Origin of the sequence: Streptomyces sp. APSN-46.1 (assembly GCF_022815725.1) — a bacterium.
Classification (GTDB): domain Bacteria; phylum Actinomycetota; class Actinomycetes; order Streptomycetales; family Streptomycetaceae; genus Streptomyces.
The window spans coordinates 264,379-278,138 of record NZ_JALGRF010000002.1; the positions used below are offsets into that span (position 1 = coordinate 264,379).

Annotated in this window: 12 protein-coding genes; 5 read left to right on the forward strand and 7 right to left on the reverse strand. The window is 73.1% G+C overall.

What is annotated here, in order from left to right; genetic code table 11:
* Positions 1 to 12: 12 nt before the first annotated feature.
* Complete coding sequence (locus tag MTF65_RS07830; protein ID WP_243627573.1) at positions 13 to 927, reverse strand: sugar phosphate isomerase/epimerase; 915 nt, start codon at positions 925 to 927, stop codon at positions 13 to 15.
* A 107-nt stretch (positions 928 to 1,034) separates the two neighbouring features.
* On the opposite strand from MTF65_RS07830, the gene iolC reads away from it, so the two are divergent.
* From iolC to MTF65_RS07850, 4 genes are read left to right on the forward strand one after another with little or no spacing between them, the layout of a single operon-like run.
* Entirely contained in the window at positions 1,035 to 1,958 is a 924-nt protein-coding gene (iolC, locus tag MTF65_RS07835; RefSeq protein ID WP_243628610.1) for a 5-dehydro-2-deoxygluconokinase, read from the forward strand.
* A gap of 7 nt (positions 1,959 to 1,965) precedes the next feature.
* Entirely contained in the window at positions 1,966 to 2,901 is a 936-nt protein-coding gene (iolB, locus tag MTF65_RS07840) for a 5-deoxy-glucuronate isomerase (RefSeq protein WP_243628611.1), read from the forward strand.
* Positions 2,898 to 4,769, forward strand: coding sequence for a 3D-(3,5/4)-trihydroxycyclohexane-1,2-dione acylhydrolase (decyclizing) (gene iolD / locus MTF65_RS07845; protein ID WP_243627575.1), 1,872 nt, complete (start codon positions 2,898 to 2,900; stop codon positions 4,767 to 4,769). Before iolB ends, iolD begins: the two co-directional genes overlap by 4 nt.
* A gap of 13 nt (positions 4,770 to 4,782) precedes the next feature.
* Positions 4,783 to 6,282, forward strand: coding sequence for a CoA-acylating methylmalonate-semialdehyde dehydrogenase (locus tag MTF65_RS07850; RefSeq protein WP_243627576.1), 1,500 nt, complete (start codon positions 4,783 to 4,785; stop codon positions 6,280 to 6,282).
* 57 nt (positions 6,283 to 6,339) lie between these two features.
* Here the strand turns inward: MTF65_RS07850 and MTF65_RS07855 are convergent, their stop codons facing one another.
* From MTF65_RS07855 to MTF65_RS07875, 5 genes are all read right to left on the reverse strand, one after another.
* Entirely contained in the window at positions 6,340 to 7,350 is a 1,011-nt protein-coding gene (locus MTF65_RS07855) for a WxL protein peptidoglycan domain-containing protein (protein ID WP_243627578.1), read from the reverse strand.
* A 91-nt stretch (positions 7,351 to 7,441) separates the two neighbouring features.
* The gene (locus MTF65_RS07860) at positions 7,442 to 8,734 is read right to left on the reverse strand and encodes a hypothetical protein (RefSeq protein WP_243627581.1); all 1,293 of its coding nucleotides are present in this window, start codon (positions 8,732 to 8,734) and stop codon (positions 7,442 to 7,444) included.
* A gap of 208 nt (positions 8,735 to 8,942) precedes the next feature.
* Entirely contained in the window at positions 8,943 to 10,121 is a 1,179-nt protein-coding gene (locus tag MTF65_RS07865; RefSeq protein ID WP_243627584.1) for a S8 family peptidase, read from the reverse strand.
* Positions 10,122 to 10,253: 132 nt separating this feature from the next.
* Entirely contained in the window at positions 10,254 to 10,694 is a 441-nt protein-coding gene (locus MTF65_RS07870; RefSeq protein WP_243627586.1) for a GNAT family N-acetyltransferase, read from the reverse strand.
* A gap of 666 nt (positions 10,695 to 11,360) precedes the next feature.
* Positions 11,361 to 12,062, reverse strand: coding sequence for a 4'-phosphopantetheinyl transferase superfamily protein (locus MTF65_RS07875; RefSeq protein WP_243627587.1), 702 nt, complete (start codon positions 12,060 to 12,062; stop codon positions 11,361 to 11,363).
* A gap of 102 nt (positions 12,063 to 12,164) precedes the next feature.
* Here MTF65_RS07875 and MTF65_RS07880 point away from each other — a divergent pair, with 102 nt between their 5' ends.
* On the forward strand, positions 12,165 to 12,941 hold the full coding sequence (locus MTF65_RS07880; protein WP_243627588.1) for an alpha/beta fold hydrolase: 777 nt from the start codon (positions 12,165 to 12,167) through the stop codon (positions 12,939 to 12,941).
* On the opposite strand, the gene MTF65_RS07885 is transcribed toward MTF65_RS07880, so the two are convergent.
* Complete coding sequence (locus tag MTF65_RS07885) at positions 12,938 to 13,468, reverse strand: hypothetical protein (protein ID WP_243627589.1); 531 nt, start codon at positions 13,466 to 13,468, stop codon at positions 12,938 to 12,940. The genes MTF65_RS07880 and MTF65_RS07885 overlap by 4 nt on opposite strands.
* Positions 13,469 to 13,760 lie beyond the last annotated feature (292 nt).

Genomic DNA, 13,760 nt, shown 5'->3' on the forward strand with positions numbered 1-13,760 from the left:
CCGATGCGAGGGTCAGCGTGCGCCGCAGGAGCGCAGGTAGGAGCGGGTACGACGGGCGATCGGCAGCGGCTTCTCGGGCGGGCAGGGGTACATGTCCTGCTCCACGATGGCGAAGAGGTCCACGCCGAGCCGCTGCGCGGCGGCCAGGACGGGCTCCAGCGCGGGCACCCCCGACGGCGGTTCGCACATCACCCCGCGGGCCACGGCCGGCCCGAACGGCACCTGGCCCGACACCACTTCGGCGAGGATCGCGGGGTCCACCTGCTTGAGGTGGAGGTAGCCGATCCGCTCTCCGAAGGCCTCGATGGCCTGGACGCTGTCGCCGCCGCAGTAGGCGTAGTGCCCGGTGTCCAGGCAGAGGGAGACCAGCTCCGGGTCGGTGGCGTCCAGGAAACGGGCCACGTTCTCCGGGGTGTCGATATGGGTGTCGGCGTGCGGGTGGACGACGATCCGCAGCCCGTAGCGGTCCTGGACCTCCCGGCCCAGCCGCTCCGTCCGGGTGGTCAGTTCGCGCCACTGACCGGGGGTGAGGGTGCGGTCCTCCAGCACCTTGCCGGTCTTGTCGTCCCGCCAGAACGACGGGATGACCACGAGATGGGCGGCGCCCATGGCCTGGGTGAGCGCCGCGATCCGCGACACGTGCTCCCAGGTCTCCTCCCATACGGCGGGCCCGTGATGGAGTCCCGTGAAGACGGTTCCGGCCGATACGCGCAGCCCGCGTCCGGCGGTCTCGTCGGTGAGGCGGGCGGGATCGGTGGGGAGGTAGCCGTACGGGCCGAGTTCGATCCACTCGTACCCCGCGTCGGCCACCTCGTCGAGGAAGCGCTCCCACGGGGTCTGCCGGGGATCGTCCGGAAACCAGACACCCCACGAGTCCGGAGCCGAACCGACGCGGATACGGGTCAACGGGGGTGGGGAGGACGTCATGACGGCCACCTTAGGGTGCGGGACGAGTGGGAGGACTGCCTGTGACCACCGCGGACGGTAACGCGATCGACGTGAGCGACGCGAGCGACGCGATCGACCTGATCACGATGGGGCGGATCGGGGTGGATCTCTACCCGCTGAGAACGGGCGTACCGCTCGCGGAGGCCGACACCTTCGGGAAGTTCCTCGGCGGATCACCGACGAACGTCGCCGTCGCGGCGGCCCGGCTGGGGCGGCGGGTCGCGGTGATCACCCGGACCGGCGCGGATCCCTTCGGCGCGTACCTGCGGGCGGAGCTGCGGGGGTTCGGCGTCGATGACCGGTGGGTGGCGGAGGTGCCCGGGTACCCGACACCGCTGACGTTCTGCGAGATCTTCCCGCCGGACCATTTCCCGCTCTACTTCTACCGCTTGCCGAAGGCGCCGGACCTGGAGATCGAGCCGGGAGAGGTGGACACGGAGGCGGTGCGGGCCGCGAAGGTGTTCTGGATGACGGGCACGGGCCTGAGCGCCGAGCCGAGCCGCGCCGCGACCCTGGCCGCGCTGGAGGCCCGGGCGAAGTCCGGGATCACCGTCTTCGACCTGGACTGGCGGCCGATGCTGTGGTCGGGGGAGGCGGGGCCCTGGTACGAGCGGGCGCTGGGCCTGGCGACGGTCGCGGTCGGCAACGCCGAGGAGTGCGCGATCGCGACGGGAGAGAAGGACCCCCGCGCGGCGGCCCGTGCGCTGCTGGCGGCCGGCGTGGAACTGGCGGTGGTCAAACAGGGGCCCAAGGGCGTCCTCGCGGTGCACCGCGACGGCACCGCGGTCGAGGTCCCGCCGGTCCCGGTCCAGGTCGTGAACGGGCTCGGGGCGGGCGACGCGTTCGGCGGCGCCCTGTGTCACGGGCTGCTCGCCGGGTGGGACCTGGAGCGGGTGATGCGCTACGCGAACGCGGCCGGGGCGATCGTGGCCTCGCGGCTGGCGTGCTCGACGGCGATGCCGTTTCCGGCCGAGGTGGAGGAGGTGCTGGGCCGTGCCGGTGCTGTCTGAGACGGGGATGGAATGGACGCGGCTGCGGGTGCTGGACCTTGAGCCGGGGGAGGCGTACGGGTTCGAGTCGGGGGAGTGCGAGTGGATCGTGCTCCCGCTCTCGGGCGGGTGCGAGGTCCGCTGCCTGCCGAGTCCAGCCTCGCCGGCGTTTGAGGCGCGGGGTCTGGGGCGGAGCCCCGGCAGCGGACCGCAGGTCTTCGAACTGCGCGGGCGAGAAGGGGTGTTCCACGGCCCCACCGACTTCGCGTACGTGCCCCGGGACGCGCACGCGGAGATCGTGTCGGCCGCCGGAGGGCGGTTCGCGCTGGTCGGGGCGCGGTGCGAGAACGTGCTGCCCGCCCGGTACGGTCCTGCGGCCGGGGTACCGGTCGAGCTGCGCGGGGCCGGGCGGTGTTCCCGCCAGGTCAACAACTTCGCCGCCGCCGACACCTTCGCGTGCGACCGGCTCATCGCCGTCGAGGTGCTCACCCCCGGCGGCAACTGGTCCTCGTACCCGCCGCACAAGCACGACGAGTACCGGCCGGGGGAGGAGTCCCGGCTGGAGGAGATCTACTACTTCGAGATCGCCCCGCACGGGGACACACCCGGGCTCGGGTATCAGCGTGTCACCCCCTCCCCGGCAGGGAAGACCGACATCCTCGCCGAGGTGAGGAGCGGGGACGCGGTACTGATTCCGGACGGCTGGCACGGGCCGTCCATCGCCGTGCCCGGGCACGACATGTACTACCTCAACGTGATGGCCGGGCCCGGATCGACGCGGGAGTGGCTGATCTGCGACCACCCCGACCACGGCTGGATCCGCGGGACCTGGGCCGACCAGGACATCGACCCCAGACTGCCGTTCTCCGGTTCGCCGCGGGAACGAGAACGCGACCAAGAACGAGACCGAGACCAAGAACGAGACCGAGAACACGACCGAGACCGAGCGGAGGACGGCGCATGACGAGGCTGACCGTGGCACAGGCCCTCGTACGGTTCCTGGCCCGCCAGTACACCGAGCGCGACGGCCGCCGCCACCGGCTCATCGCCGCCACCTGGGGGATCTTCGGCCACGGCAACGTCGCCGGCATCGGCCAGGCGCTCCTGGAGACCGGTCGGCAGGACATGCCGTTCCTCCAGGGCCGCAACGAGCAGGCCATGGTGCACGCCGCCGTCGGGTACGCCCGCCAGTCCGGCCGGCTCTCCGCGCACGCCGTCACCACCTCCATCGGCCCCGGGGCGACGAACCTCGTGACCGGTGCGGCCCTCGCCACCATCAACCGGATCCCGGTGCTCCTGCTGCCCGGCGACAGCTTCGCCACCCGGCCCGCCGATCCGGTGCTCCAGCAGCTCGAAGTCCCCTCCGCCGGCGACATCTCCGTCAACGACACGCTGCGGCCCGTCTCCCGCTACTTCGACCGCGTCACCCGCCCCGAGGCCCTGATCCCGGCCGCCCTCCAGGCCATGCGGGTGCTCACCGACCCGGTAACGACCGGGGCCGTCACCCTCGCCCTGCCGCAGGACGTCCAGGCCGAGGCCTGGGACTGGCCCGACGCGTTCTTCCGCGAACGGGTGTGGGGCGTGCGGCGGCCCCGCCCCGACCGGGCGGAGCTCGCCGGGGCCGCCGAGCTCGTACGGGGCTCCGCGCGCCCGCTGCTCATCGCCGGCGGCGGGATCCGGCACAGCGCGGCCCAGGCCGCCCTGGCGGAGTTCGCCGAGGCCACCGGGATCCCCGTGGCCAGCACCCAGGCCGGCAAGGGCGCCCTCCCCCACGACCATCCCGCCGAGGTGGGCGGGGTCGGGCACACGGGGACCGGGACCGCCGACGAACTGGCCCGGGAGGCCGATCTGGTGATCGCCGCCGGGACCCGGCTGACGGATTTCACCACCGCCTCCGCGACCCTGTTCCACCATCCCGCCGTCCGGTTCATCGGCCTCAACCTCGACCCGTACGACGCCCACAAGCTCGCCGCCCGGCCCCTCGTGAGCGACGCCCGCGAAGGACTGGAGGGGCTCCGGCGGGCGGTCGCCGGCCACCGCGTGGATTCCGGGTACGAGTCGGCGTACAAAGAAAGGAAACGGCTCTGGGAACAGCGCGTCGACCGGGCCTACGCCGCTCCCGACGAGGACGGCGTCCCCACCCAGGCCCAGGTGCTCGGGCTGCTCGACGCGCTCGTGGACGGCGACGACATCCTGATCAACGCGGCCGGATCGCTCCCCGGCGACCTGCACAAGCTCTGGCGGGCCCGGTCCGCCGACCAGTACCACGTGGAGTACGGGTACTCCTGCATGGGCTACGAGATTCCGGCCGCCATCGGTACGGCCCTCGCCGCGCCCGGCCGCCCGGTGTGGGCGCTGGTCGGCGACGGGACGTACCTGATGAACCCGACCGAGATCGTCACCGCCGTGCAGGAGGGCATCCCCGTCAACGTGGTCATCCTCGACAACCACGGCTACGCCTCGATCGGCGGACTCTCCGGGGCGGTGGGCGGCGAGGGATTCGGGACGGCGTACCGCTTCCGGGGGGTGGACGGCCTGTACAGCGGCGACCCGCTGCCCTTGGACCTCGCGGCCAACGCCGCCTCCCTCGGGATGGCCGTGATGCGTACCCGCACCATCGGTGACCTGCGGAAAGCCCTCGCGGAAGCGCGGGCGGCGGACCGTCCCACATGTGTCTACGCACAGACCCGAACACCCGACACTGTGTCGGGCCCGCCTCCGGCACAGGCGTGGTGGGATGTTCCCGTGGCCGAGACCGCGACCCGTGCGGCGGCGGTCAAGGCCCGCGAAGAGTACGACCGGCAAGCCGCGCAGCGACGTCGCCATCTGTGAAGGAGCAAGGCAAATGAAGACCGTCAACCACTGGATCGGTGGCAAGACCGTCGAGGGCGCGTCGGGCAACTACGGCCCGGTCACCGACCCGGCGACCGGTGAGGTCACCACGCAGGTCGCCCTCGCCTCGGCCGAGGAGGTCGACGCGGCGGTACAGGTCGCGAAGGAGGCGTTCGAGAGCTGGGGCCAGTCCTCGCTGGCCGCCCGCACCAAGGTGCTGTTCGCCTACCGCGCCCTGCTGGACGCCAACCGCGACGCCATCGCCGAACTGATCACCGCCGAGCACGGCAAGGTGCACTCGGACGCGCTGGGCGAGGTCGCGCGCGGGCTGGAGATCGTCGAGCTGGCCTGCGGCATCACCGCGCAGCTCAAGGGCGAGCTGTCCACGTCCGTGTCCAGCCGCGTGGACGTCGCCGCCATCCGCCAGCCCATCGGCGTGGTCGCGGGCATCACCCCGTTCAACTTCCCGGCGATGGTCCCGATGTGGATGTTCCCGCTGGCCGTGGCCTGCGGAAACACCTTCATCCTCAAGCCGAGCGAGAAGGACCCGTCGGCCTCCGTCAAGCTCGCCGAGCTGGCGAGCGAGGCCGGTCTGCCGGCGGGCGTGCTGAACGTCGTCCACGGCGACAAGGTGGCCGTGGACGCGCTGCTCGCGCACCCCGACATCGCCGCCGTGTCGTTCGTCGGCTCCACCCCGATCGCCCGCCACATCCACACCACCGCCTCCGCCAACGGCAAGCGCGTCCAGGCGCTGGGCGGCGCCAAGAACCACATGCTGGTGCTGCCGGACGCCGACCTGGACGCGGCCGCCGACGCGGCGGTCTCGGCCGCCTACGGCTCGGCCGGTGAGCGCTGCATGGCGATCTCCGCCGTCGTGGCCGTCGGCTCCATCGCCGACACGCTGGTGGAGAAGATCCGCGAGCGCGCCGAGAAGATCAAGATCGGCCCCGGCAACGACCCGACCTCCGAGATGGGCCCGCTGATCACCGCCGCCCACCGCGACAAGGTCGCCTCGTACGTGAAGGGCGCGGCCGACCAGGGCGCGGACGTCGTCCTGGACGGTACGGGTTACACGGTCGACGGCTTCGAGAACGGCCACTGGATCGGCCTGTCGCTGCTGGACAACGTGAAGACCGACTCCGACGCCTACCGCGACGAGATCTTCGGCCCGGTGCTGTGCGTACTGCGCACCGAGACCTACGAGGAGGGCGTGGCGCTCATCAACGCCTCGCCGTTCGGCAACGGCACCGCGATCTTCACCCGCGACGGCGGCGCGGCCCGCCGCTTCCAGCTGGAGATCCAGGCGGGCATGGTCGGCGTCAACGTGCCGATCCCGGTGCCGGTGGGCTACCACTCCTTCGGTGGCTGGAAGGACTCGCTCTTCGGCGACCTCCACATCTACGGGAACGACGGCATCCACTTCTACACCCGCGGCAAGGTCGTCACGACCCGCTGGCCGGACCCCTCGGACGCCCCGGCGGGCGTGGACCTCGGGTTCCCGCGCAACCACTGACGGACCGGCCCCGGTATTCCGGCGGCCGGCCCGCCGCACCACTCGCCCCTCGCGCCCTCATGCGGGGGGCGAGTGGCGTCGGCGCCGCAGCACCCGGACGGCGATCCCGGCGCCGGTCAGCAGGAGTGCGGCGCCCGCGGCCGGCCAGGGTACGGCGATGAAGGCTGCCTCCGATTCCGAGGCCAGGTCCGGGTACGTGGCCGAGCCCGCCGCCACGTTGACGGTCACCCGGTCCAACTGCGGTGCGTCCGGCCACGGCTCGGTCAGCTCGATCCGCTGCCCGGGCAGCAGCGTCAGCTTCAGTTCGCGCGCCGGCCGGTCCAGCACCTCCCGCCCGAACAGTCCCTCGGCGGACACCGCCACTTTCGGGTCGACGACCACGTTGCCCCGGTTGACCAGGGTGTACGAGATGGTGGCGTGGGCGTCCTTGACCCAGGGCACCAGCGGTGCGCTCCGGCTGACCTTCACGTCCTCCACGCTCAGCCCGGGGGTCAGCGGCCCCGGCACCCGGAAGTACAGCCGGGCGCCGACCTGGCGCTTGACCCCGACCTGGACCTTGCCGTCCTTCTGGACGCCCTCCACGACGGTGTTGAGCGCGACGATGCCGCCGACGTGGTCGCCCGGGGTCGCGTCCTCGGGGACCTTCACCGTGAAGGAGATGTCCTTGCGGCCCTTGGGCGGCACGGTGACGGTGCTCGCGGCCTCCGCGGCCTCCGCGGCCTCCGGGACCAGCGTGATCCACGCGCCGGCGTCCTTGGGCTTCGTCTCGACGGGGAGCAGCGCGAAGGCGCCGCCCGCCCGGGTGTTGACGGCGTCGGTCGCGAAGACCTGGAACGTCAGCTCCGTGTCGGAGGAGTTCAGGATCGTCGCGCTGTCGGTGACGGTGGTCCCGGCGGCGCCCTGGTGGAAGAAGTACGCGCGGTCCGTCATCGCCGCTCCGGCCGGGGGCGTCGGGAAGACCCCCCAGGTGCCGTTGTCCGCGGCCGTCGCGGTGGCGGCGGGGAGCAGCCCCGAGCCCAGGAGGAGCAGGCCGAGGAGCAGACCGTACAGGGAGGTGCGGGTGCGCATGGGCGGGTCTCCAGAGGGGGTGGCGCACGGGATGCGGGAAAGGTGGTGCGGGGCCGGAGCGCCGCACCACCCTGGAGCCGAGCTGTGCCGGTCAGGCGATCGAGAAGGTCACGACCGTCTGGTAGGTGTCCGCGAACATGAACGGCGGGAGCTGGATCATCCCGGCGCCGCCGACGGCGAACTCACCGCCGGTCAGCTCCTCCCCGCCGGCGGCCTGGGAGGCCACCTTCATCGGGGTGTCGGAGATCGCCCCGGGCGTGCCCGCGGTGCAGGTGCTCGGGCTGTCCGGGTTGGTCACGGTGCAGGAGGGCTGGATGCCGATCTGCGCCTTCGCCATCGAGTGGCCGGTGGTCTGGTTCAGGAACGGCGTACGGGTCGCCGTCACATCCCAGCCGAGCGAGCCGCCGCGGAAGTCCTGGACGGTCGCGGCGTTGAAGACGCCGACCACCGACTGGGCCTTGCCGTTGATGGTGACCGAGCCGAAGCTGACGGCCGGCTGGCCGTCCTTCGGGCCGAGGGCCAGCGGCCCGGGCAGCACCTCGACGTCGACCGGGTTCTTCACACCCGCCTGGTCCTCCAGGAACACGAACGACTTGTACGGGGTGACCGAGCCGTCGATCTTGATGGCGTCGGCCTTCTTGGTGACGGTGACGGTGCAGGTGGCGATGCCGGACGCGTCCGCCGAGCCGGTGCCCGTGTCACCGGTGGCCGCACCGGCGAGCAGGGCGGAGCAGGTCACCGCCCCGGCCGGGAAGTTGGCGCCGGAGGCGACGACGGCGGTGCCCGCCTTGCCGCTGTTGGGCGTCAGCTTCGTGGTGACCGGGTCCTTGGGCAGGGCCTCGACCGCGATCGAGCCGATCGCGGCGCTGGGGCGCGGCTTCGGGGTGCAGACGGTGGTGAAGACCGTGCCGCCGAGGTCGGCGTCGGTGACCATCTGGTCGAGCTTGACGTCGATCGTCATGCCCTCGGTGCCGTCCGGGATCTTGATGGTGCCCGTGACCGGGCCCGGGTCCAGGGGCACGCCCGGGGTGACGGTGACCGTCTCGGGCTGGCCGGTGACCGTCTGCGGGGCGCCGTTCACGAGCAGCGCGACCTTGGTCGTGTTCTTGGTGGTCACCGCGAACTGGGGGATCAGCGGGCTGGCGCCCGGGTCGATCGAGATCGGGACGACATCCCCGGCCTTGGCACCGTCCGGCACGGTGACCGTGAAGTTCTGGTTGCCGGAACCGTCGGCCTGCGGCGCCGGGGCGTCGCACTCCACGAACACCGCTGTGGTCTTGGTCGCGGCCTGCGCCGTCCCCGTCAGACCCACGACGCCACCCGTCAGGGCCAGGGACAACGCGCCCGCCCCGGCCAGAACTCTTCGTCGGAACGTTGTACTCACTGGGTCGCGACTCCTTCGTCAGACGAACCCTCCCCCCACCCGCTGTGTGGAGGAGGCCGAGCCGGTGCGGTGGCCGACATTGACGCGTCGCGGTGATGAGAAGTCAATGACTTCCCTTCGGGTGGAGGGCGTGGAAGGACACAGAAATTGATGTGCCATCAGAACCGGTCTGATGGCACATCGGGTCCTGAAGGGTCCCGGGGACCGCTCAGCGGCCGGCCGGGCTGTGCAGCAGCAGGTTCGGGGTGCCCGTCGGGAGGGCGGTGATGTGGTCCGGCAGGGCGCCGCGCAGGAGGGCCTCGGACACCTGCGCCGGGGTCTTCGCCGTGCCGGCCGCGAGGATCAGCGCGGCGACGCCCGTCACGTGCGGGGCCGCCATGGAGGTCCCGGTGGCCCGGGCGAGGGCGGTGGTCGAGCCTTTCCAGGCCGAGGTCACGGCCACGCCGGGCGCCGAGACGTCCACACAGGGGCCGTGGTTGGAGAAGGGGGCCCGCCGGTCCTCGGCGTCGGTCGCGCCGACGGTGATGGCCTCGCGGACACGGGCCGGCGACCCGGCGCAGGCGTTCGCGTTCTCGTTCCCGGCGGCCACGGTGAAGGTGATCCCGGCGAGCACCGCCCGCTTCACCGCCGCGTCCAGGGCGAAGCTGGGGGTCCCGCCCATGCTCATGTTCGCGACGGCCGGGGTGCCGGGCGACTTGGCGGCGTCCTTCACCATCCAATTGAGGCCGCTCAGGATGTCCGACAGGCGCCCGGCGCCCCGGCAGTCGGCCACCTTCACCGCGACGAGGGAGACCCCCTTCGCGACCCCGTACGTCGCCCCGCCGACGGTCCCCGCGACGTGCGTGCCGTGGCCGTTGCAGTCGGAGGAGGTTTCGAGGAAGACGGCGTTGTGGCCGCGCCGGGCGCGGCCGCCGAACTCCTGGTGGCGGGTGTTGATCCCGGTGTCCACGATGTAGGCGGTGACACCCCGCGCCTTCGTCCCGTACGCGTACGAGCCGTCGAGCGGCAGCTCACGCTGGTCGATCCGGTCCAGCGACCAGGGCGCCGGTGTCTGCGTGTCGCTCGTACGGAACTCCGCGTCCGGCTCCACGGAGGCCACCCTGGGGTCCGCGGCGAGGGCCGCGGCGCGGGCGGCCGTGGTGCGGACGGCGAATCCGGTGACGGCCGTGTCGTAGACGGCCCCGACCTCGTCGCCCGACTCCGCCGCCTCGGCGGCGAGGGCGCGCAGCGGTGCCCGGTGGGTGGTGGTGTCCCTGAGGACCACGACGTAGGGGGCGACGGGGCCTTGGGGGGCGTCGGAGTCGGCTTGGGCGGCGGCGGGTGGCGGCAGGACGGTGGCCGCCGCCAGCAGGGTGGCGGCCGGGAGCAGCGCGGTGAATGCGGTCATGCGGCTGATGCTCGGCGAGGCGCGGCGCGGGCGCGCGGAGGGTGCGCCGAGTGGGCGCACGACACGCCGCCGGGGGAGGTAGGGGGTGTTTCTCGGATCTCCGCGGCGCCGCGGAGATCCGGGAAACACTCCCTACCTCGGGTTCGGCCGTGGCCCGGGTTCCGGCGAGACGGCCCAGCCGCGCATCGCGAAAAGGCCCTCGTCCCGGGCGCCGGCGGAGTCGTAGGTGGCGAGGGCGGCCTCGTTGTCGGTGTCCACCCCCACCCACATGCCGTAACAGCCGCGCGCCCGGGCCTCGTCGGCGAGGGCCAGGGTCAGGGCGCGGCCGATGCCGCGGCGGCGGTAGCCCTCGTCCACGGAGATCTCGTACAGGCACATCTCGGTGCCCTTGTCGGGGTGGGTCATCTCGACGCCGGAGACCATGCCGGCGGGGATGCCGTCGACGTAGGCGATGAGCATCAGGTGTCCCTGCGCGGAGAGGAAGCGCTCGGACCAGTCCAGGCGGGCGGGGCCGTCGAAGAGCCCCTCCGCGGCCTGGAATTCGGCGACGGTACGGGCGGGGCGGATGTCCATGGCGGTCACGATAATGGGCGGGTGACGAGCGAAGACCCTGATTTCGCCACGGCGTGGCGGGCGGCGCCCGAGGCGCTACGCAGGGCTCTCGTGCCGGCCTACGAGGCGCCGGCCGCGGGGGCCTGACGGTGGGGCGGCCCTGACGGACGCGGCCGGGGCGGTGCCCTACCCGGGCCGCAACGAGGCGCCAAGGCCAGCCCGCCGGGCGCGCCGCGGGCGGGACCGGGCCGGGGCTGAGGCCAGGGCTGGGACCGGGGCCAGGGCCGGGGCTAGGGCCGGGAGGGTGAGGGGGCCACGGCCGGGGCCGGGGCCGGGGCCGGGGTCGGGAGGGTAAGGGGCCGGGGCTGCGGGCTGCTGAGGGGCACCCCGCTGGCCCAGGCCGGTAAGAGGCGGCGGGGTGCGGCGGCCGGCGGAGGCCAGGGGCAGGGGCGTGTCCCGGGTCGTGGCCGCGACGGCCCGGAGGGTAAGGGCGGTGGACCGGCAGTCGGAGAGGGGCCGGGGCGGAGGCGCAGGGGCAGGGTGCGGCCCGGGTGGGGTTGGGACGGCTCGGCGGGGTCCTCGTCAGGCCCGGAGGGTAAGGGCGGCGGATCGGCAGTCGGAGAGGGGCCGGGGCGGAGGCGCAGGGTGCGGCCCGGGTGGGGTTGGGACGGCTCGGCGGGGTCCTCGTCAGGCCCGGAGGGCGAGGGCGGCGGCGTACTCCAGCGGGGCCGGAAGGTCCGTCAGGGTCCAGCCCGGTACCTCGGCCGGGGCCGGTGCCGCCCCGATGTACGGGTCGGCCAGACCGAGGGACAGGCCGGCGCCCGTCCCTTTGAGGTAGGCCTCCTTGCGGGACCACACCCGCGCCAGCGCCACCCGCCGGTCCGCCTCGGGCAGGGCGGTCACCTCGGCCGCTTCCGCCGGATGCAGGGCGGTCAGTACGTCCGCCACCGCCGCCGCGTCCGGGATCCCCTCCACGTCGATCCCCACCGGCACCGCCGCGAACGCGAAGTACGCCAGGTCCCCGCTGTGCGACAGCGAGAAGTGCAACCCGCCGTCCGCCACCGCCGGGCGGCCGTGCGGGGCGCCGCAGCACAGGCAGTCCTCCCGCATCAGCGAGACCTTCTCCGGGGCCAGCCCCAGGTACCCGCCGAGCAGCACCCGCAGCCCCACGTGCGAGGCGAGGTACCGCTGGCGGTCGCCGTCCCGCAACAGCCGCCCGGCCCGGTCCCGTTCGGCCGCGTCCAGGAGCGGCAGCGCATCGTCGATCCGGAACCCGCCGACCGCGTCCAGCGTGGTGTCCAGGGACCACACCGCCGCGGTCGCACTGCCCGGGGGCAGCGCGCCTATCAGGGGTGCGCCGCCGCTGAGTTGGTTCACGTACTCGCTCACCCGATGAGGGTAGACGAGGCGGTCGGCGCTCTGGTTACGCTCAGATCTTCTGATCCTTCCACTCGTTCCAGGCCACCACAGCAGCCCAGGGGGAACCACACCGTGCACAGTGCCGTCGTGACACCGAAAGGCGACCGCATCCGCTGGGTCGAACTGCCCGGAGCCGAGCCCGCCCGCGTGTACCTGCACGGGCTGGGCTCGACCGCGCCCGCCTACTTCGCGGCGAGCGCGGTACATCCGCTGCTGGCCGGGCGGCGCTCGCTGCTGGTCGACCTGCTGGGGCACGGGCACAGCGACCGCCCCGAAGAGTTCTCCTACACCTTGGAGGCGCACGCCGACGCCCTGGCAGCCGCGCTCGACACGGCCGGAGTCGACGGCGCCGAGGTCATCGCGCACAGCATGGGCGGAGCGGTGGCCATCGTGCTGGCCCACCGGCATCCCCGGCTGGTCTCCCGCCTGGTGCTGGTGGACGCCAACCTGGACCCCGCACCCCCCGTCCCCACCACCGGCGGCAGCGGGATCGCCTCCTACACCGAGGAGGAGTTCCTGGCCGGCGGCTGGGCCGAGGTCCGCGACCGGGTCGGCGCGCACTGGTGGTCCACCATGCGACTGGCCGGCCGCACGGCCCTGTACCGCACCGCGGTCCACCTCGCCGCCGGCACCACGCCCACCATGCGGGAGCTCCTGCTGGAGCTGAAGATCCCGCGCAGCTACCTCCTCCCGGAGGCGGACGGGCCGCTCGCCGGGGCCGAGGCGCTGGAGGCGGCCGGAGTGGCCGTCGTCCCCGTCCCGGACTGCGGGCACAACATCATGCTGGACAACCCCGAGGCCTTCGCCCGCGCCACGGCGACCGCCCTCGCCCGCGACGAGCGGAGCTAACGCCGCGCGGCGTCGGCCGGGGCCTGGGCCTGGTCGTGTATTCGGGCGCCCGGGGAGGGTGTTCCGTCGGTCCAGGCGTAGACATGCTTGCCGCGCACCGCGACCTGGTACTGGTGGACGTCCCGGCATTCGGGCCGCTCCTCGGCCCGGGTGTCACGCGGCCACCACTTCGCCTTCGCCCCGAGCCCGGGCCCGGCCAGCCGCTTCGGCTTCCCGGCGCCGCACTGCGGGCCGTCCAGCGGGGCGGAGCCGAGCGTGAACCGGATCAGCCGGGCCTCGCCGCCGGCACGCGCCCGTATCCGTACATCGGTGGCGTCCTTCGGTATCCAGGACGGCAGCACGAACGCCGGCTCCCCGCGCGTCGGAGCCTCGGCGGCCGTCGCGAACCGCTTCTGCCGCTCCTGGAAAATGCGGTCGTTGACGGCATCGGTGAGTGGATTGGGCGGGAGGTTGGGCAGCGCGAAGGCCGCGGCGGCGAGGGCTCCCACGGCGGCTGCTGCGAAGACGAGCGGGCGACGGCGGTTCATGGAAACAAGTGTTCGCCACGGACCCCACTCCGCGCGTCCCTCCGTAGGACGAACCGAATCCCTGCCGGAAGTAGCACACACCGTCATACCTGAGTCCCGGGCCGGGCCGCGTCCCCATACCTGAGTCCGGGGCGGGCGAGTGGGTCCGCCTTCCGTCAGAGGGCGAATCCATCCCGCCCGCAGCGGCCGCGGCCTCGCGGACGTACTCCGTTCCGGCGGTGAACCCGAGAAAAATAGCCCGGCCATAGGGGCCGCCGGTATGCCTTCTCCGAGAGCGATCCCCAGCCGCCGC